The sequence below is a fragment of the Streptomyces sp. NPDC021019 genome, assembly GCF_044333295.1.
GTDB lineage: Bacteria > Actinomycetota > Actinomycetes > Streptomycetales > Streptomycetaceae > Streptomyces.
In genome coordinates this window covers 622,345-640,558 of record NZ_JBIRQR010000001.1, presented here as the reverse complement: position 1 = coordinate 640,558, position 18,214 = coordinate 622,345, and the positions used below count along the sequence as shown (strand labels likewise).

The following is an 18,214-nucleotide window of genomic DNA, read 5'->3' as shown; positions in this document are numbered from 1 at the left end:
CGGTGCCGGCGCCTACCCGACGGCCGCGTACGTCTCGTGCAGCTCCTCGTCCTCCAGCCCGATGACCCCGGGCAGAACACCGGTGGACCGCTCGTACTCGCTGCGCGCGGTCTCCAGCAGTCGGCGCCAGGACGTGACGGTGGGCCGACGCCGCAGCAGTGCGCGGCGCTCCCGTTCCGTCATTCCACCCCACACGCCGAATTCGACGCGATTGTCGAGCGCATCGGCCAGGCACTCGGTCCGCACCGGACATCCGGTGCACACCGCCTTGGCCCTGTTCTGCGCTGCCCCTTGTACGAACAGTTCATCCGGATCGGTAGTGCGGCAGGCTGCCTGCGCACTCCAGTCGGTTACCCAGCCCATCCCGGCGCCGTCCTCTCCCGAATCGAGGCTCCCCCACGGCGGTAACGGCATATTCACCGCTGCCAGTTGAGGACGTTACGGAAGGTGGGGACAGCACAACACCCCCTTCGGGCCCAATCTTGAATGGTCCGAACGGACTATGCGTATGCGGCAGATCACCCAGGGGAGTGAGCCGAGGACATGCGCGACTATCTCCGCGAAAAGGGGACAGTGCACTCAAGTTGCAAGGGACTTCTTGCGACATACGGGGCGATTTCGGGAGCGCCTCGATCGCTATGTGAAGACCCATGTGGGTGCTCATCCGCCGGATGAAGAATGACCAGAAGATGCGCATGGGGTTGCAGGGGGCTTGATACGGAACCGGTCTGCTGTGACAGTTGAGAGCAGCTTAGGCCAAGGCCTCTCCGTCTGTCCGGCGAATGAGAACGTAGGCGGTACGCGCCCGCGCGCCCGTGCCGCGACGCCCGGCACGCTCTCGCCGGAAGGCCACGGCGGGCCCGGAAGGCGGGCCCGGTATGACAGGGGCCCGGCCCGTTCGGACGCCACGGCTCACCTGGCCGGACGCCCCGGCCCACCCTTTCGGAGGCACGGCGAACCCGTCCGGATGTCACGGTCCGGTACCCGAACGCTCCGAGAGGCCCCTGCTCCTGCGACACGTTCATCACTACGGATTAGGCTGCCCCCTATGCCAAAGAAGCGCTCGGGCGGGGGTCTCACCACGACCCAGCAGGCCGCCAAGTTCCTCGGTGTCGCCGCGCTCTCCGGAGCTGTCCTGGCAGGCATCGCGCTGCCCGCAGCCGGAGCGCTGGGGCTCGCCGCCAAGGGGACGGTCGAAGGATTCGACGAGATCCCCTCCAACCTCAAGACTCCACCGCTCAGTCAGCGGACCACGATCCAGGACCGCGACGGCGGCACCATCGCCACGGTGTACTCCCGTGACCGCACGGTCGTCCCGCTCAAGGACATCTCGCCGCACATGCAGGCCGCGATCATCGCGATCGAGGACTCCCGCTTCTACGAGCACGGCGCGGTCGACCTCAAGGGCATCCTCCGCGCGATGAACCGCAACGTGCAGGCGGGCGGGGCGGCGCAGGGCGCCTCGACCCTCACCCAGCAGTACGTGAAGAACGTCTTCGTCGAAGAGGCGGGCGACGACCCGGAGAAGGTCGCCGAGGCCACGCAGCAGACGCTCGGCCGCAAGGTCCGCGAGCTGAAGTACGCGATCCAGGTCGAGGAGGAGCTCGGCAAGAAGAAGATCCTGGAGAACTACCTCAACATCACGTTCTTCGGCCAGCAGGCGTACGGCGTCGAGGCCGCCTCCCAGCGTTACTTCTCCAAGAACGCCAAGGACCTCAAGCTGGAGGAGGCAGCGCTGCTCGCCGGCCTCGTGCAGTCGCCGAGCCGCTACGACCCGGTCAACGACTTGGAGGAAGCGACCAAGCGCCGCAACATCGTGCTGGCACGGATGGCCGCGGTCAAGACCATCTCGCGGGCCGAGGCCGACAAGGCGATGAAGTCGCCCATCAAGCTGAAGGTCTCCCGGCCGAAGAACGGCTGCATCACCGCGGTCAGCGGCTCCGGCTTCTTCTGCGACTACGTCCGCAAGACGATCCTCACCGACCCCGCCTTCGGCAAGACCGACGAGGACCGGGCCAAGCTCTGGAACCTCGGCGGTCTGACCATCCGGACCACGCTGGACCCGCGCGCCCAGAAGGCCGCCAACGAGGCCGCCACCGCGAGGGTCAACAAGGACGACAAGTTCGCGGCGTCCGTGGTGCAGGTCCGGCCGGGCAGCGGCGAGATCCTCTCCATGGGCCAGTCCCGCCCCTACGGTCTGGACCAGAAGCAGAACGAGACCGTGCTGAACCTCGCCGTCAGCAACAAGATGGGCGGCAGCACGTACGGCTTCCAGACCGGCTCGACGTTCAAGCCGTTCACCGCGGCCGCGGCGCTGGAGAAGGGCATCAGCCCGGCGACGACGTTCTCGACGGACTGGAAGATGACGCTCAAGGAGCGGGACTTCCGGAACTGCACCGGCTCCCCCGCCGGTTACGCGGACTGGGCCCTGCAGAACGAGCTGGAGTCCGAAAAGGGCACCTGGGACATGACGAGCGCGCTCGGCAAGTCCATCAACACCTACTTCGCGCTGCTGGAGCAGAAGGCCGGCCTCTGCGAGACCGTGAAGATGGCCAAGAAGGTCGGCTACGAGCGCGGTGACGGCAAGAAGGTCGTCGAGAACCCGTCGATCACCCTCGGCAGTGAGGTGAGCACCCCGCTCTCCATGGCCGGCGCCTACGCCGCGTTCGCCAACCGGGGCACGTACTGCACGCCGATCGCCATCGAGTCCATCAAGGACCCGCAGGGCAAGAAGATCCCCGTGCCGAAGACGTCCTGCTCGCGGGCTATGAGCGAGAAGACCGCGGACACGATCAACCAGATGCTCAAGGGCGTCGTCGAGGACGGCACCGGCACCCGGGCCGGACTCAACGACCGGGACAACGCGGGCAAGACCGGTACGACCAACGACCGCAAGGACGCCTGGTTCGTCGGGTACACGCCGAACCTCTCCACCGCGGTGTGGGTCGGTGACGACGTCGGCGAGAAGAGCTCGATGTTCAACGTCACCATCGGCGGCCAGTACTACGACAAGGTCTGTGGTGGCTGTCTGCCCGGTCCGATCTGGCGCATCGCGATGACCGGAGCCCTGGACGCGGCCCAGACCCCCGGGTTCAACCCGGTCGCCGTCCCCCGGGGCAAGGAGAAGAAGGAAAAGGACAAGGAGAAGGGCGACCGGGACCGGGGTCGTGACCGCGACGACGAGGACCGCGACGACGCCAAGCCCGGCGACGACGGCAACCGGTTCCCCGGCATCGAACTCCCGGACGGCGTGCTCGGCGGACCGGGCGGTGGCGGCGGGCGAGGCCAGAACGGCCCCTGACCCGTATCCGTACTGAAAGGAAAAGGGTGGGCGCCCCGGTCCTCGACCAGGGCGCCCACCCTTTTCTTCGTCTGCTCCGTCTGCTCCGTCTGCTCCGCGTGTGCCTCAGCCGGCGAGGAGCTTCTTCACCGCGGCGGCGACCCGGCCGCCCTCGGCGAGCCCGGCGACCTTCGGGTTGACGATCTTCATGACGGCGCCCATCGCACGCGGCCCCTCGGCCCCGGCGGCCTTCGCCTCCTCGACGGCGGACGCCACGATCGCGTTCAGCTCGTCGTCGGAGAGCTGCTGGGGCAGATAGCCGTCGAGCAGCTCGCCCTCCGCCTTCTCCCGCTCGGCCTGCTCGGTCCGGCCGCCCTGGGCGAAGGCCTCGGCCGCCTCACGGCGCTTCTTCGCCTCCTTGGCGATCACCTTCTGCACCTCGTCGTCGGAGAGCTCGCGCGCCGACGTGCCGCTGACCTCTTCCTTGGTGATCGCGGTGAGGGTGAGCCGAAGGGTGGACGAGGTCAGCTCGTCACGCGCCTTCATGGCCGTGTGGAGGTCTTCCTTGAGCTTGGACTTGAGCGTGGTCATGCCGCGATTGTGACAGGTACGGGGCCGGGGCCGCCCACCGGTTTTCCGGCCGCCCCACCGGTTTTCCGCTCACGGTTCCGCTTCTGCGACGATGGGCACATGCGCGCACGCTACGGAGTACCCCTGAAAGTCACGGCAGTCGGCGCGGCGGTCGGCGCCGCCGGACTCGCCTATGCCGCCGGGTTCGAGGCCCGCTCGTTCCGCCTGCGACGGGTCACCGTTCCCGTACTCCCGCAGGGGGCGCGCCCGTTGCGCGTGCTCCAGGTCTCCGACATCCACATGGTGAGCGGCCAGGGCAAGAAGCGCGCCTGGCTCCAGTCGCTCGCCGGCCTGCGCCCCGACTTCGTCGTGAACACCGGCGACAACCTCTCCGACCCGGAGGCCGTGCCCGAGGTGCTCGACGCGCTCGGCCCGCTGATGGAGTTCCCGGGGGTGTACGTCTTCGGCTCCAACGACTATTACGGCCCCAAGCTCCGCAACCCCGCGCGCTACCTCCTGGAGAAGGCCCGGGGCAAGCACGGCCTCAACGGCAACGCCCCCGCGGTCGGCGTCGTCCACAACCCGTGGGAGCCGATGCGCGACGCCTTCGACGAGGCGGGCTGGCTGAACCTGTCGAACACGCGGGGCCGGCTCAAGCTCGACGGCCTGGAGCTGGCGTTCACCGGTCTGGACGACCCGCACATCAAGCGGGACCGTTACGCCGAGGTCCAGGGCGGCCCCGTGAGCGGCGCCGACCTCTCCATCGGCGTGGTCCACGCCCCGTACCTGCGCTCCCTGGACGCCTTCACGGCCGACGGCTACCCCCTGATCCTGGCGGGCCACACGCACGGCGGACAGCTGTGCATCCCGTTCTACGGGGCACTGGTCACCAACTGCGACCTGGACACCGACCGGGTCAAGGGCCTGTCCAGCCATACGGTCGGCGACCGGCGCGCCTACCTCCACGTCTCCGCGGGCTGCGGCACCAACCGCTACACCCCGGTCCGCTTCGCCTGCCCGCCCGAGGTCACCCTGCTGACGCTGACGCCGAAGGCCTGAGCGAGGGCAAGCGGGGCGGGCCCACAACGCGCGACGACGAGGGGCGGGGCCGAGGTCCGCCGGGCCAAGGCACGCCCGGCGGGGCCGGGCACTGACGCCGAGGCGTCCGAACGAGGGGCTACTCACGGCGGGCGGACGAATCGCGGGGGTCTTCCCACCCGCTTACGGTACGAATCATGACCCCGCCCCGGACCACTCTGCTCCCCCGCCCCCGGGCGGCAGAGGTGCTCCCGGCCCCCGCAGCACCCCGCCGCCCCTGGGCCACGGCCCTGCGCGCGACCGCGAGCGGGGCGGCGGCCGCGGGCCCGGTCATCGCCCTGGCGACCGGCTACGCGTCACCGACGCTGATCCACTTCACGGTCCTGGCGAACCTCCTGATCGCGGGCGCTTTCGGATGGTCGGCCGTACGTTCCTGGCGGGGCGGTCCACCGCTGTCGCCGCGACTGTCGGGCGGGGTGCTCCTGCTCGCCGCGGTCACCGGCCTGATGTACCACCTGGTGCTGGTGCACCACGGCGGCTCCCCGATGGGCGCCTCCCGCGCCGGTCCGGCCCCGGAGGCCGACTGGTCCATCGCCGCGAGCCTCCTGCTCCACACGATCACCCCCTCGGCCGTCGCCGCGGACTGGCTCCTGCTGACCGCCCCCCGCACCCTGCGCCTGGCCCACATCCCCCTCTGGCTGTCCGCCCCCGCGGCCTACCTGGGCATCGTCCTGACACGTGGAGCCCTGCTCTCCCCCGACGCCCCGGCCCGCTACCCGTACCCCTTCCTCGACGTCGACACATACGGCTACGCCGGCGTCCTCACCCAGGCCCTCGCCCTCGGCCTCCTCTTCACCGCCCTGGGCCTCCTGATCACCACCGTGGACCACCTCCGGCCGAACGTGGCGGGGTGGTTCCAGCACCGGAGAAACCGGATTTCGCCTCCGGCCGCCGGTGGGCTAAAGTAATCGATGTCGCCGGGAGTCCGGTGGGCATCGGGGTGTAGCGCAGCTTGGCAGCGCGCTTCGTTCGGGACGAAGAGGTCGTGGGTTCAAATCCCGCCACCCCGACAGAGTAAGACCAGGTCAAGGGCCTGATCCTCAGTGAGGATCAGGCCCTTCCTGCGTCTCGGGTGATCGTTTGGGAGAAATCTGGGAGACGATCTTGGTCGGGGGTGGCCCCAAAGTCTGGGGACGGGTGCATCGGGAGGGCAGGCCATGGAACCGAGAAGTGCTGCAGCGGCGGGACGGGACTTCCCCTACACTGCACGAACCACCTGTTACATCGAGATCCACAAGGACGGCAGCGTCACCCACGGCACAGACCGGGCGGCGTACGAGCGGGCGGTGGCCGGCGAGTCCAGGCTGTATGCGGTGTGGCCCGGGGAGTGGTCCAGCCATCTCTTCGTGATCGACGATCTGGACCAGTACGCCAAGGCCCACGGCATCAAGCACGACGTGCAGCGGACAGGGCTGGCCGAGCATGTGCACCAGGTCCGGTGGACCGAGTCGGACGGCGAGCAGAATCCTCGCAGCCCGTACATCGGCATCGAGGTCGTGCTGGACTGCGGGTGCAAGATCGAGAGTCTCGGCGTGTTCGCCGCTCAGATGCGAGAGCAGAAGGGCTGGGCTGTGGCCACCTCGGTCGGGTGGAGCCGCTACGGCGGACCCGAGGGCACCACGTACTCCCTCCGGGTCCGCCGCAAGAGCCTGACCGCCTGAGCGATCTCGGTCAGGCTCCCCCGCCGGGCTGCCTGGCGGTCAGCGGCGGAACCCGCGGTGGGGTTCTCGGGCAGCGACGTTCAGGAACGGTTCGAACCAGGCTGCGGCACGGAGATCGCCGATGCCCATGTGCTGGTTGGTCTCGCCGTCCGGGTCGTTGATCCCGTCGAAGCGAGCGTTGTAGAGCATCAGCACGTCGGTGTCCTGGAAGAACACTTCGGAGCACATGTCGAAGTCGTAGTCGTCACGGTGGGTGGGCAGCCTCCCGTGGTCACCAGCGGCATCGCCCTCATCCCCACGGTCTCGCGCGTCACGGACGGCGAGGTGAAGGGCAAGTTCCTCGGCCGTGCAGGTGGGCTCCGGCCACTGCCCGCGTTCGAGGTCACCGGCGAGGTCGTCGGCGGCCCGGGCGAACTGGCGGCGCCACTGGAGGTCGGCCGCGAAGGTCAACTTCGGGAGATAGGCGAACACTCCCCAGTGGCCGTCGTGCTCGTCGGGCACCACGGGCCTGTCACCGAGTTCCTCGCTGTCGTCGTACGCCTGGTCGGCTAGCACACACAGCTCCGTGTAGAGGACGTCGGCAGTTCGAGGCGTGAGTTGCCACTGGCACCGCTCTTCTTCGCACTCCGGGTCATCACAGTGCGGTGCCTCGATCGGGAACAGCGCCGCGAAGTCCAGGGTCTTCCCCTCGGCAGGCTGCTTCGCCAGGTCACCTCTGTGGACAGCCGCCTTGTACCTCCAGCCCGCACCGAAGTCGGCGACCACCGGTTCCTCGCTCCAGTCGGAGACCTCGTGCCCGCTTTCGATGCGCAGCTTCACGCCTTGAGAGCTTTCCGTGACCGTGTCCGCGCCCTCGATGTCGCTGTCGGACTCCCCAAGCCACATGACCGCCCCGACGAGGTCCTGCGGGTCGTCGTCCTCAGGGTCTTCGTTCGGCAGGGGCTCCCAGCCAGCGCTCCTAGCTGCCTTCAACACGGCCTGCTGGTCATGTACGTGGAACTCGCGGAGTACTTCCACCCGAATGACCGGGCCAGCCAGGTCAGCGAGCCGTGCGTCGTTCGGGGTGCGCACGGCGCGGGTGACCGCGTCGGCGTCACTGTCCTCGTCCGCGTTGTCGTCGCTGCCATCGGCGATCTGCTCCCACTTCAGGAAGCTGCCTGGAGGCATGGGCCAGGCGCCCGTGAGCGCGTGCCTTGCGGCACGGCGGAGGGAGGAAGCCGGAGCATCCGGCAGCTGGGCGCACAGCTTCTCCAGTGGCTCGGGCTTCCAAGCATCGGCGGAAGAGCTGATGGCCTGCTGGAGGATACCCACTGCCTGCTGCGCCAGTTCGGGTTGCCGGCAGGTGAGAACGGCCTGCAGTGAGGCAGGGCCCTCTCGATGGTGGACGAGAGCGAGGATGCGGCTCTTGCTGGGGGTGTGCTCGCAGTGGAAGCCGCGGAGCGCGGCCAGGGTCGGCTGAGCAGACATGCGGAGGACTCCGAACGATGGACGCACGGGGACCGTGCGTGGAAGCGAGTGAAGTTCCGCTGGTGGGCACGGTGCTGACGCGCCTCCGGACGGCGAAGACTAGGTGCGCTCGGCTGGTTCCCCCGGTGCTACCGGGGGTCCGGACCTGGCTTCCTCAGCTTACTCACACGAAGCAGCCGAGAGCGATGGAAGGGACATCCCGAGACCAGGCTTCTGTCGAAGGGCTCTACACAGCGGTCTCGGCTCGGCAAGAGATCGGCAGGCAGCGGCCTGGTGCCGTTGATAGGCCGCTAGGGACGCGCGTGACCGGATCCAGCATCGAACCGCAACGCTCGCACGGTTCAAACGACGGTGCCCCGCAACAACGTTGCGGGACACCGTCGGGCTACCGGAGGACGACCGCGCGTGCGCGCAGGAGGTCGTTGAGCACACCCACCGGTGATGTCGGGTACAGGGCCAGGCGGGCAGCGAGGGCCGTCTCCCACTGATCGGTCAGGCCGGCGAGGAGACGGCGGCGCATGCCGGGAGTCACGTGCGCGTAGCGCGCGGAGACGGAGCCGTCGAGGTGGCCCATGCGCTCGTCCATGAGGACCTTCTCCGTGCCGAGGTCCTCCATGAGCGTGCGATGGGTGTGGCGAAGACCGTGCGGGGTGAGGCCCTTGGCGACGGGGAGCCAGCAGGCGTCGGCTCGCTGACTCGCGCCACGGCCGCGGGCGGGGACGCCGGGCCAAGGATCACCGAGGAGCGGGACGGGGCGCGGCTCCTGGGGGGCCTTCTTCGGGTACCAGCCGGTGGCGGCCGGCTGGAAGAGCCAGGTGGCGAAGCCGTTACGGCGCCAGTGGGCGGCCTCGTGGGTCGGAGCCGCGTTGCGTACGAAGCCCAGCTCGGCGACGGCGAGTTCAACTCGGGCGCGGGTCTCCTCCCGTACGCGCTCGGGGTGGTTGAGCACGTTGGAGACCGTGCCGGTGGAAACGCCCGCGCGGCGGGCGACGTCGACGAGCTTCGCGCCGGTGTGACTTCCCGTGCGGGCGGCGCCCTGCCCTCGGAAGACGTAGGTCTTGCCGTGGCAGGGACACGAGACCGGCTTCGTACGGGCGATGTGATCGGCGACGAGGGCTGACAGCCAGTCCATGGCGTCGATGGTGCGGTAGCTGTCGTCCTTCGGCGGCACGCGCACCATCTCGCCGGAGTCGAGCTCGTACAGCTGCCACTCGACGCGGAAGGCGTTGTGGCGGGCGAACTCTGTCTCCATGCCGACGATTTCGCCCCACCGCATCCCCGTGTACGCCTTCAGGATCACGGCGACGAACTCGTCGTCCCGCCCGGACAGGAGCGCCGCTCGCTCGGCGATCAGCAGGGCGCCGAGCGGGTCGGTGATCACCTTCTCGGGGCCGCGGTCACGGGACCGGCCGGCGCGCTTGCCGCGACCGCGCCGTCGGGCCGTCGGATTGGAGGTGATGAGCCCCTCGTCGATCGCATCCTCAAGGATGAGGTGCAGGGTCGAGCGCCAGGTCTTCACGCTGGAGGCCGCATAGACGCCTCTCTCCGCCTTCTCCCAACGCTCCACGTCCGAGCGGAGGATGCCGGAGAGGGACTTGTCCGCGAAGGTGGGGAGAAGGTGCTCCTCGATGTGCCACCGGTAGTTCTGCATGGTGGACGCCGCGAGGTCCTGGTCCGCGTACCAGCGGCTGGCGTACTCGCCGAAGGTCTCCTGACCGAGGCCCGGGTCCCGCCACTCCCCGCGGCGGACGGCGACCTCCTCGGCGTCGGCGGCCTGCTTGGCTTCCCGCTTGGTGGCGAACTTGAGCACCGCCCCCCTCGGGTCGGAGACGGTGCCGTACTTGCCGTCGGCGAGCTTGTACCGGCCCCGCCAGTAGGTGGCGCGCTTCTCCGCGTACCCCAAGTGTTCCCTCCCTTCTCTCGCTGGGGCTGTCTAGGCGGTGATGCCGTACTGGGCGGCCTGGGTCTTGAGCAGCCGACGCGGCGGCCGGGCGGTGAGCGCGGGTCCGGACGAGGCGGCGCCGGGCTCGCGCAGGGCGGACACCGGAACGGGGCGTGTCCGGAGCTGCGGGACACGCGAGGGAGATTCCTCGTGGAGCCGCACGATTTCCGCTACGTGTTCCGCTGTAAAGCGATAGGCGCCACCCAGGTACGCGAAGGGAATGAGTCGGCGTCGGGCACGCTCTTTTACCCACCAGACGGAACATCCCAAGGCTTCGGCGACTTCCTTGGCCGTATGGAGTCGGGGAAGGGCGGGAGGTATCGCAGGAACAGACAACAGAGAGTTTTCCTTTTCGGGACACTCGGCGGGAGATCTCATCGTTGGCGGCCGGGTTCGACATCAGGACAATGATGCGGAGAATCCCCGGTTTGGCTAACCGGGGATCGTCGGCTATGTTGCGCCCGCTTCCACCGGCCTTGGGTGTGCGTGAGGGCCGGCGAGGAGGGTATGCGGTGGAGTTCCGAGGGCGGCGGCGATGGCGACGAGGTCGTCGATGTCGCAGCCTCGGACTGTGCGTTCGATGCGGGACAACGCGGTGAAGGTCATGGGCCGGCCCAGCGCGGTGACGCGTGCGGCGAGCTGGCGCTGGGAGTAACCGCGGGCGGTGCGGGTGCGCTCGATGGCGTGGGCGGCGGCTTGTCCGGCGGGTCCGATTTCGAGGGGGCGTGGCGGCATTGATGTGTTGTAGCTTGCGTCCGAGCTGCTTGGGGACGGTTTTCCTGTCTGCTGTGAGCGATGCGCCGGCCACCGGTGAATTGTCGGGGTGATTTGGCCAACCGGGATTTCGGGCCTACCGTCATGCGGCCGGTGAGAAGTTGTGTCGGGGATTAGAACCAACACTGGACTTTTGGGCCCTGGGTGTGGCTGTGTTGTCCACGCACCCCGGCCTCGCCGGTTCCCTGCCCCCGATTTCGAAAGGTGGTCGATCGGCATCGCCCGTATCCGCACGATCAAGCCCGAGGCGTTCGCGTCTGAGTCCCTCGCGGCCGTGCCCCTCTCCGCCGAGCGGACCTTCTTCGGGCTGCTCACCCTCGCCGACGACCAGGGCAGGTTCCGTGACCAGGCGGCCGTCATCGGCGGCCAGCTGTGGTCACTGCGTCGCGAGCACGGCCCGGTGGAGGTCGAGGACGATCTCACCCAGCTCGACGCCGCCGGGTTGATCTGCCGCTACGAGGGCGACGACGGCAAGCGTTACCTGCACATCGTCTCCTTCGCCAAGCACCAGAAGATCAACCGTCCCAGCGGCGTCCGGAACCCCGCCTGCCCGCGCCACGACCTCGGTGTCACGCGTGAGCCCTCACCGCCGACGCACGGAGCAGTCACGGAGCCCTCCGTGAAGGGGCACAGAGGAAGCACGGAGGCTGCCGTGAATGACGAATCCGCAGGTCAGACGCGATTCAGCGAGCCCTCACCGCAGGCACAGGGAGGACTCACGGAGCCTGCGGTGAGCCCTCACGGTCCGGATCTAGGACCTAGGAACAGGGATCTAGGAACTACCCCGTTGGGGGGCGCGAGCGCCCCCGCGCCCCAGACCGTCTCGGCGAAGGACCTCATCGGCGAGTACGCTGCCGCGTGCACCCACCGACCGCCCCGAGACGTCCTCAGCCATCTCGGCGGGCAGGTGCGCAAGCTCCTCGACGAGGGCATCGACCCCACCCACGTACGGGCAGGTCTCGCACGGCACCGGGCCAAGGGCCTGCACCCGAGCACCCTGCCCAGCCTCGTCCACGAGGCCATGAACGCCTCCGCGCCCGCGCCCGCCGCCGCCCACCGGCCGTGGACCAACCCCGCCGACGTCGCCGCAGCCTACGGAGGTGACCTGTGACCGCCACCCTCGCCCGGGAGCCGCACCAGGTCGGCCGGATCGCCGACCGCCTCGGCGCCATCCTGACCCAGCGAGGAATCGGCTCCGACGCCATCGCGCACGAGCCGCCGCCAGAGCGCGTCACCGCGCTGGAGCTGGCCGACGCCCGCATCCCGGCCCGCTACCGGCACGCTCTGACCGACCACCCGCAAGTCACAGCCTGGGTGGACGAGATCGCCCGCGCCGGCCGCCCCGGACCGGCAGGCGCACCGGGGATCTCGGAGGGCTCGTCCCTGCTGATCGCCGGTCCCACCGCCACCGGCAAGACCCACCAGGCGTACGGCGCCATACGCGCCCTCCTCGCCGCCGGAGTCCGCCTGCGCTGGGAGGCCGTCACCGCCGCCGACCTGTACGCCCGCCTGCGTCCCCGCTCCGGCTTCGACAGCGAGCGCGAGCTGCAGGCCCTGGCCAAGTGCCCGCTGCTGCTCCTGGACGACCTCGGAGCAGCCAAGACCAGCGAGTGGACCGAGGAACTCACCTACCGGCTGATCAACCACCGGTACGAGCACCTGCGCCCCACCCTGATCACCACGAACCTTCCCACCGCCGACCTACGGACCGCCCTCGGAGACCGCGTCGCCTCCCGCCTCGCCGAGATGACCGAGCGCGTCATCCTCGACGGCCCCGACCGCAGGCGCCGCACCCAGACCTGACCACCCCGGGACACCTCCCCCGCCGCATCGGGGACCGGAAGCCTCCGACTGCCCGGGACCGTGCGGGACCAGCACAGGGGACCAGGCAGAGACACGAGGGGACCGGTCCCGGCCACGGTCCCCAACATGGGCACGTCCCCCTGACGGCCCGTCGGGGACGGTCCCGTCGAGAACCGGGGACCGGTCCCCACCGAACGGCAGCCAGTCCCCTACTGATTCGGGGACCGGTTCCCGCAAAGACGCAGGTCACCGCGCGTATGGTCCCCGCGAAGCCGGTCCACGCAACGGGGACCGGGGTCGAGAACCGGATACGGGGGCCGGACGCGGGGACCGAACGCGGGGACACGCTCAGCATCCCCTCGGTCCCCGCCCGCAGGACCAGAACACCGACTGCCAGAAGCACGGTCCCCCAGAGCAGTGAGTCGTGGGTACCGGGTCCCCACTCCCATCCGTCCACCCCCGAAGTCGGCGGCGCGCAGCACGGGTGCCGAGTGCCTCTGCACGCAGCCATCGGGCGCAACACACCGATCCCTCTCCGAGACGCATTGCCCAGAAGGAACCCATGCACCAGTCACACCACGTTGCCCCCACCGGTCCCAGCCCAGTGACCTCCACGCCAGCCCCGGGCGGAGCAAGGTATCCCGCTGGACCGTCCAAGGGCCGGTCTCACGGGGAAGCCTCCGCCCCGGGAGTGGCGGAGGCACTCGGGCACCAGGGGGTGCCCGAGCAGGAACAGCCCACCGCCATCGCCGACAGCACTGCTGCCGTCGAGATGCCGTTGCCGCGTGCAGCAGAAGAAGCCACCTTGCAACGCGTCGCCCAACGTCGCAAGCCCGACCCCAACGGCCGTCGCGAGGGACGAGTCGACGTCCGCTACAGCGAAGAGGAAGAGGCCGTCATACGCGCCAAGGCAACGTCGCTGAACCTCAGCGGCGCCCACTACGTTGCCGCAGCCACTCTGGCCCACGTCCACGGCGACCTCACCCTGGCCGGCCAGCGCACCCAGCTCGACGACTACATCGACGAGATCAACGCCCTGCGCGAGCAGGTCACCGCCATCGGCCGCAACGTCAACCAAATCGCCAAGAAGCTCAACTCCGGCGGTCATCCACATCCTGGGGACAGCGCTCTCCTCGCCCAGACCGCCCGGACCCTGGACGCGGTCGGTGAGACGGTGAGCCACATCGCGGCCGCCGCGAACCAGGCCGTCAGCCACAAGGCGCCGCGATGATCGCGAAGATCACCGGAGGCAAGGACACCGCCAACCTGATCCGCTACCTCTACGACACGAAGAAGAAGGGCCACACCGACCCGCACCTGGTCGCCTCCTGGGACGGCTTCGCCCCCGACCCCGGCCGCACCGATGATGTCGATGCCACGAAGCGGGCTCTCGTCGCCGACCTCGACCTGCACGTCAAGCAGGCCGAGCGGCTCGGCCGCACACCCGAGAAGCACGTGTGGCATTGCTCGATCCGTGCCACCAAGGCCGACCGCCACCTCAGCGACGACGACTGGGCTGACATCGCCCACCGCATCGTCGCCGCCACCGGCATCGCACCCGACGGCGATCCGGACGGCTGCCGCTGGGTCGCCGTCCGCCACGCCCCCGACCACATCCACATCGCCGCCACCACAGTCCGCGCCGACCTGCGCACCGCCCGGCACTGGAACGACTACCTCACCGCCGACCGCGAACTCGCAGCCGTCGAAAAGGAGTACGGCCTCTTCCAGGTCATACGCGGGGATCGCACAGCCGCGAAACGGCCTACCCGTGCCGAGCAGGAGAAGGCCAAGCGCGCCGGCCAAGCCCGCACCGCCCGCGAACACCTGCGCACCACCGTGCGCACCGCCGTGGCCGCCGCCACCAGCACCGAGGAGTTCGTCCACCTGCTGGAGCACACCGACGGCATCCTCGTGGACATCAAGCACTTCCCGTCCGGTGATGTACGCGGCTACACCGTCGCCCTCGACGGCGACGTCAACACCCAGCAGGAGCAGCTCTGGTACTCCGGCTCCGAGCTCTCCCCCGACCTGTCCCTCCCCAAGATCCACAAGCGTCTAGAAGCCACCGAACCCCAGCACAGCCCCCGTCCTGTGAACCCGTGGCACCAGGCAACCGCCGCCGCGGAGCGCATCCCCCACCACCTCGACGGCGATGACGATGCAGCCGCTCAGGCCCACGTGGCTGCCTTCGGCGAAGCCCTCGACGCCCTGCCCATGCGCGCACCCCAGGAAATTCGTCCCCAGCTATGGCAGGCAGCCGAGGCGTTCGAGCGCGCAACCCGCTCCCGCGTCCAGGCCGAGCACCAGCACGCCCGCGCCCTGCGTAGCGCCGTACGAGCCATGGTCCGCGAGCCCGCCCCCAAGGACGGCGCGCTGCTGGCGATGCTCCTCGACGCCGCAATCCTCGCCGTCATCGCCGCCGCCCGCTGGCACCAGCTCCGCCGCCACGACCAACAGGTGGCCGCAGCCCATCAGGCCCTGATCCACCTGCAGGCCGCTTACGAGCAGACAGCCACCGCACCACTGACCGTCCTCGCCCAGCGCCGGCCACCTCAGCAGACGGTGGAACGACACATCCTCCTCATCCGACAGGCCATGCCTGTCCACGCCGAGCAGGTTGTCAGGGACCCGGCCTTCGACGCCCTCACCGCCGCCCTCGCGACCGCCGAGAAGGCCGGGCATGATCCGAAGCAGCTGCTGCAGCAGGCCACCGACGAACGTGCACTCAACGACGCCCGAAGCCCCGCACGGGTAGTGACCTGGCGCGTCGAGCGGCTCAGCACCGGGCCAGTTCCGAGCGACCGTGCACGAGTGGCACGGATGCGGAGCGCGGCACGGCGGCAAAGCACATCGGTCAGCCCGGCAGCGGTCGCGCCGGCCTCCCAGCCACAGCCGCCACAGGCACGTCGACGTTGATCACACCCGCTTCCGTACCCGAAGCGGGTGTCAGGCCGCGTACCCCAGCGCATCGTGGGCGAACACGAGAGCCCGAAACCGAGCTCCCACAGCGTCGGGGCCGCGGAAGGCCAACGCCCGCAGAGCACTGACCTGTCGCCCCGAGGCCCACAGACCAGTGGCCGGCGAGAGAAACGGGACGACGGCTACGTCCAGCTCGGTGAAGGGGGCATGGTCCAGGTAGGTCATGCCGCCGGTGCCGCACAGGTACGCGCGTGCGCCGGTGGCGTCGGCCAGGTCGGCCAGCCGCTCGGACCGACCCGTGCGTGCGGGCAGGGCGCTGCTGGTGAAGATCTGCCCCCGCCAGCCGAGCAGTTCGAGCAGGGCGCGAGTCGAGGCCGTGGCGACCGGCGCGATCCTTCCTGTGTCGAACGCATTCCAGACCGGCTGAAGGGCACGGTCAAGTGCGGGCCAGTGAGGACTGGTCCCGTACTGCTGGCGCAGGATCGATGAGGCTCTGCGTCGGGCCGCGGCAGGGTCGGCGATCAGAGTGTCTCTGATAAGGGTGGCGCGCCCGGAGGGGCGGTGAGTGGGAATGGTCAGCCACCGGTTCGGGCCAAGGCCGTCGAGTGTGGCGATGCGGGCGCGGTGCTGGTAGTCGCGGCGGGCGAACTGCACGTCGTCCAGGACGATCCAGTGGTCCGACGCGAACAGCTTGGCCAGCGTAGTCAGCCGGGGCATGAAGTTGGGCTGGTGGATGGCGCACAGGTTGCCCGGGGAGGAGAGTTCAGGAAGCGATGAGGCGGCTGGTGAAGCCGGCGTGGATGAGGGATTCGTACGCAGCATGCACGTCCTCCGGGACCTCCTGCTCGATGGCGAACCCGAGCTTCGGATACTCGATCACCCGCTGGAGGTCGCCGACGAGCATGTCCACCACGAGCTTCTCGTCGCCGATGGACTTGAGGTAGTCGTCGAACTCCAGGGTTTCCGAGGCGCACACCATCTCGGCCTCGGGCCACAGCTTGCGGGCGGTGGCGTACGACCGCCGTTCCATGTAGGGCTTGGAGACCAGCAGCACCTTCTCCGGGGTGATGCCGGCGTCGGCCAGGACCTCACGGGCGAGGGTGATGTTCTGCCCGGTGTTCGCGGCGTGGGGCTCCAGCAGGATCGCGGAGGCGGGGATGTCGAGGTCGATGGCGTGCTCGCGGAAGTGGACCGCTTCGCCGCGGGGGAAGACCTTGGCGGTGGTCGGGCTGTTGCCGCCGGTGAAGACCAGCGTGGGGAAGAGACCCGCGTGGTACAGCTCGGCGGTGCGCGTCGCCACCCCCAGGTCGTGGCTGCCCAGGCCGATCGCCACGTCCACGGGGCGGGCCTGGTGGTGCATCTGGTGGTAGTCCCAGATCGCCTTGGCCTGGTGCCACTGGTCTTCGGTGATGGCCTGCTGGTTGTCACTCATGCGTTCGTCTCCCTGATCACCTTCGGCGAGGCCCCGGGCGGCCCCTCGCTGCTGGCCTTGACGCTCTCGATACTGCGCAGTTGATGCACGAGACCGTACTGCGCGGCCGTCCGAGCGGCCTGGCCGAGAACGCGTAACCCATCATCGCGGGTCGCCGCGTCGGACAGCAGGATGTGGCCGTGAGCGGTGTCCAGTCGTACACGTTGCATCGGTGAGTCGCTGCTCCCGCTGCTTCGGGCAATGTCGATGAAGTGCAGGGCTTGGGTGAGGTCCCCGACGCCCCGGCGGGCCAGGGCGAGCTTCTGATGGGCCACCGACCAATCGTCGGGTTCGGTGAGGTCTTCGAATTCACGGGTCGCGGCCTGCATCACGCGGGTCGCGTAGTCGTGGTTGCCGTCCTTGCTGAGTGCGGTGCCCACCCACAGGCGGGCTCTGGCCCGGTCACGGCGAGAGAGCCGGTCGTCGACGGCGAGCGTCTCGTACGTACGGGCCGACGTCTCCAGGTCACCGGACATCTCCGCGACGACCGCGAGGGACAGATCGAGCTGGGCGACACGGCGGGGAATGTCGAGCTGGGTGAAGATCGAGCGCGCGCCCGCGTAGGAGTGGCGTGCGGACAGTGGTCCGAGCACCGCGCCCTGATCGCGCTTGAGGTCTCCGAGTAACGCAGTGGATCGGGCGTAGAGGTACAGGCCCTTGTCATCGAGTTCGGCGGCCGTGAAACGGTTGAGCCATCGGCCCAGCAGGCTGTCGGCGAAGGTGAAGTTCTGCCGGGACAAGGCGACGACGGCACGGTCCAGGTCGTCGGTCCACGACTCGTACTCCCAGGCTCTGGGCCCGGCAGCCGTCACCCGGCGTCCGGCTGCCACCTGCCCGGGGCCGGCCATCTCCGACAGGAGCGTTTCGAAGCGCAGGTGCACGGAGGCATCGGCGCGACCAAGCGCGGTGTCGAGAATGGCCTGCGTGTCGGGGCGGGGCTCGGTCGCGGACCGGAGCTTTTCCCACTTCGAAATGGTCGCGACGGCAAGACCGAGGCGCTCGGCGAAAGCACGCACGCTCAGGCGGAGGGCGAGCCGTAGGGCTCTGGCCTCCAGGCCGGTCCAGTGGTGCACGGTCGCCACGCGTCGCTCCCTTCCACCAGCCATGGAAGCAGAAGCGTGCGGCCGGTGGGGCGGAAGTAGAGCGCAAGTGGAACAGCCGGTGATTCCCTGCGCATTGAGGTACAGCAACGCTCAAGGGGTCTCTTTTCGCCGAGTCCCTTGGAC

The 18,214-nt window shown here is 69.2% G+C and carries 16 protein-coding genes and 1 tRNA gene; 9 read left to right on the top strand and 8 right to left on the bottom strand.

The annotated features are described in order from the left end of the window. Positions 1-12: 12 nt before the first annotated feature. Positions 13-363 carry a WhiB family transcriptional regulator gene (locus ACH4RG_RS03000; protein WP_003967458.1) on the bottom strand — a complete coding sequence of 117 codons (351 nt, stop codon included), beginning with the start codon at positions 361-363 and terminating at the stop codon, positions 13-15. A gap of 685 nt (positions 364-1,048) precedes the next feature. Here ACH4RG_RS03000 and ACH4RG_RS02995 point away from each other — a divergent pair. Next, complete coding sequence (locus ACH4RG_RS02995; RefSeq protein WP_397918341.1) at positions 1,049-3,301, top strand: transglycosylase domain-containing protein; 2,253 nt, start codon at positions 1,049-1,051, stop codon at positions 3,299-3,301. A 105-nt stretch (positions 3,302-3,406) separates the two neighbouring features. On the opposite strand, the gene ACH4RG_RS02990 is transcribed toward ACH4RG_RS02995, so the two are convergent. Continuing rightward, positions 3,407-3,871: a GatB/YqeY domain-containing protein gene (locus ACH4RG_RS02990; RefSeq protein ID WP_265600285.1), complete on the bottom strand. Its 465-nt coding sequence runs from the start codon at positions 3,869-3,871 to the stop codon at positions 3,407-3,409. 99 nt (positions 3,872-3,970) lie between these two features. Between ACH4RG_RS02990 and ACH4RG_RS02985 the strand changes: the two genes are divergently transcribed. The 4 genes from ACH4RG_RS02985 (at position 3,971) to ACH4RG_RS02970 (ending at position 6,609) form a co-directional block, all read left to right on the top strand. Then, complete coding sequence (locus ACH4RG_RS02985) at positions 3,971-4,909, top strand: metallophosphoesterase (protein WP_397918342.1); 939 nt, start codon at positions 3,971-3,973, stop codon at positions 4,907-4,909. Positions 4,910-5,085: 176 nt separating this feature from the next. Then, positions 5,086-5,856 (top strand): Pr6Pr family membrane protein, encoded by a 771-nt coding sequence (locus tag ACH4RG_RS02980; protein WP_397927505.1) that lies wholly within the window; start codon positions 5,086-5,088, stop codon positions 5,854-5,856. Between the two features lie 28 nt (positions 5,857-5,884). Continuing rightward, positions 5,885-5,958, top strand: a tRNA-Pro gene (locus tag ACH4RG_RS02975). A 147-nt stretch (positions 5,959-6,105) separates the two neighbouring features. Beyond that, positions 6,106-6,609: a hypothetical protein gene (locus tag ACH4RG_RS02970; protein WP_398539029.1), complete on the top strand. Its 504-nt coding sequence runs from the start codon at positions 6,106-6,108 to the stop codon at positions 6,607-6,609. A 39-nt stretch (positions 6,610-6,648) separates the two neighbouring features. Here the strand turns inward: ACH4RG_RS02970 and ACH4RG_RS02965 are convergent, their stop codons facing one another. From ACH4RG_RS02965 to ACH4RG_RS02955, 3 genes are all read right to left on the bottom strand, one after another. After that, positions 6,649-8,076 carry a hypothetical protein gene (locus ACH4RG_RS02965; RefSeq protein ID WP_398539028.1) on the bottom strand — a complete coding sequence of 476 codons (1,428 nt, stop codon included), beginning with the start codon at positions 8,074-8,076 and terminating at the stop codon, positions 6,649-6,651. Between the two features lie 385 nt (positions 8,077-8,461). Next, positions 8,462-9,979: a LacI family DNA-binding transcriptional regulator gene (locus tag ACH4RG_RS02960; RefSeq protein ID WP_398539027.1), complete on the bottom strand. Its 1,518-nt coding sequence runs from the start codon at positions 9,977-9,979 to the stop codon at positions 8,462-8,464. 489 nt (positions 9,980-10,468) lie between these two features. Next, complete coding sequence (locus ACH4RG_RS02955; RefSeq protein ID WP_398539026.1) at positions 10,469-10,753, bottom strand: helix-turn-helix domain-containing protein; 285 nt, start codon at positions 10,751-10,753, stop codon at positions 10,469-10,471. 256 nt (positions 10,754-11,009) lie between these two features. On the opposite strand from ACH4RG_RS02955, the gene ACH4RG_RS02950 reads away from it, so the two are divergent. The 4 genes from ACH4RG_RS02950 (at position 11,010) to ACH4RG_RS02935 (ending at position 15,514) form a co-directional block, all read left to right on the top strand. Beyond that, the gene (locus ACH4RG_RS02950; RefSeq protein ID WP_398539386.1) at positions 11,010-11,903 is read left to right on the top strand and encodes a hypothetical protein; all 894 of its coding nucleotides are present in this window, start codon (positions 11,010-11,012) and stop codon (positions 11,901-11,903) included. Next, a complete protein-coding gene (locus ACH4RG_RS02945; RefSeq protein ID WP_398539025.1) occupies positions 11,900-12,595 on the top strand; it encodes an ATP-binding protein in 696 nt (231 codons plus the stop codon). The genes ACH4RG_RS02950 and ACH4RG_RS02945 overlap by 4 nt, the downstream gene beginning before the upstream one ends. 718 nt (positions 12,596-13,313) lie before the next feature. Beyond that, complete coding sequence (gene mobC, locus ACH4RG_RS02940; RefSeq protein ID WP_398539024.1) at positions 13,314-13,826, top strand: plasmid mobilization relaxosome protein MobC; 513 nt, start codon at positions 13,314-13,316, stop codon at positions 13,824-13,826. Then, on the top strand, positions 13,823-15,514 hold the full coding sequence (locus tag ACH4RG_RS02935) for a relaxase/mobilization nuclease domain-containing protein (RefSeq protein WP_398539023.1): 1,692 nt from the start codon (positions 13,823-13,825) through the stop codon (positions 15,512-15,514). Before mobC ends, ACH4RG_RS02935 begins: the two co-directional genes overlap by 4 nt. 30 nt (positions 15,515-15,544) lie before the next feature. Here ACH4RG_RS02935 and ACH4RG_RS02930 read toward each other — a convergent pair whose 3' ends face one another. The 3 genes from ACH4RG_RS02930 to ACH4RG_RS02920 are packed head-to-tail and all read right to left on the bottom strand — an operon-like array spanning position 15,545 to position 18,070. Next, a complete protein-coding gene (locus ACH4RG_RS02930; protein ID WP_398539385.1) occupies positions 15,545-16,234 on the bottom strand; it encodes a WbqC family protein in 690 nt (229 codons plus the stop codon). 46 nt (positions 16,235-16,280) lie between these two features. Further along, positions 16,281-16,949: a YdcF family protein gene (locus ACH4RG_RS02925; RefSeq protein ID WP_398539022.1), complete on the bottom strand. Its 669-nt coding sequence runs from the start codon at positions 16,947-16,949 to the stop codon at positions 16,281-16,283. Beyond that, complete coding sequence (locus ACH4RG_RS02920; RefSeq protein WP_398539021.1) at positions 16,946-18,070, bottom strand: helix-turn-helix domain-containing protein; 1,125 nt, start codon at positions 18,068-18,070, stop codon at positions 16,946-16,948. Before ACH4RG_RS02920 ends, ACH4RG_RS02925 begins: the two co-directional genes overlap by 4 nt. Positions 18,071-18,214: the final 144 nt, after the last annotated feature.

What these genes read in the sequence shown, in the direction of transcription:
- ACH4RG_RS03000 (WP_003967458.1), bottom strand. Translation starts at nt 363, where the DNA reads ATGGGCTGGGTAACCGACTGGAGTGCGCAGGCAGCCTGCCGCACTACC.
- ACH4RG_RS02995 (WP_397918341.1), top strand. Translation starts at nt 1,049, where the DNA reads ATGCCAAAGAAGCGCTCGGGCGGGGGTCTCACCACGACCCAGCAGGCC.
- ACH4RG_RS02990 (WP_265600285.1), bottom strand. Translation starts at nt 3,871, where the DNA reads ATGACCACGCTCAAGTCCAAGCTCAAGGAAGACCTCCACACGGCCATG.
- ACH4RG_RS02985 (WP_397918342.1), top strand. Translation starts at nt 3,971, where the DNA reads ATGCGCGCACGCTACGGAGTACCCCTGAAAGTCACGGCAGTCGGCGCG.
- ACH4RG_RS02980 (WP_397927505.1), top strand. Translation starts at nt 5,086, where the DNA reads ATGACCCCGCCCCGGACCACTCTGCTCCCCCGCCCCCGGGCGGCAGAG.
- ACH4RG_RS02970 (WP_398539029.1), top strand. Translation starts at nt 6,106, where the DNA reads ATGGAACCGAGAAGTGCTGCAGCGGCGGGACGGGACTTCCCCTACACT.
- ACH4RG_RS02965 (WP_398539028.1), bottom strand. Translation starts at nt 8,076, where the DNA reads ATGTCTGCTCAGCCGACCCTGGCCGCGCTCCGCGGCTTCCACTGCGAG.
- ACH4RG_RS02955 (WP_398539026.1), bottom strand. Translation starts at nt 10,753, where the DNA reads ATGCCGCCACGCCCCCTCGAAATCGGACCCGCCGGACAAGCCGCCGCC.
- ACH4RG_RS02935 (WP_398539023.1), top strand. Translation starts at nt 13,823, where the DNA reads ATGATCGCGAAGATCACCGGAGGCAAGGACACCGCCAACCTGATCCGC.
- ACH4RG_RS02930 (WP_398539385.1), bottom strand. Translation starts at nt 16,234, where the DNA reads ATGCCCCGGCTGACTACGCTGGCCAAGCTGTTCGCGTCGGACCACTGG.
- ACH4RG_RS02925 (WP_398539022.1), bottom strand. Translation starts at nt 16,949, where the DNA reads ATGAGTGACAACCAGCAGGCCATCACCGAAGACCAGTGGCACCAGGCC.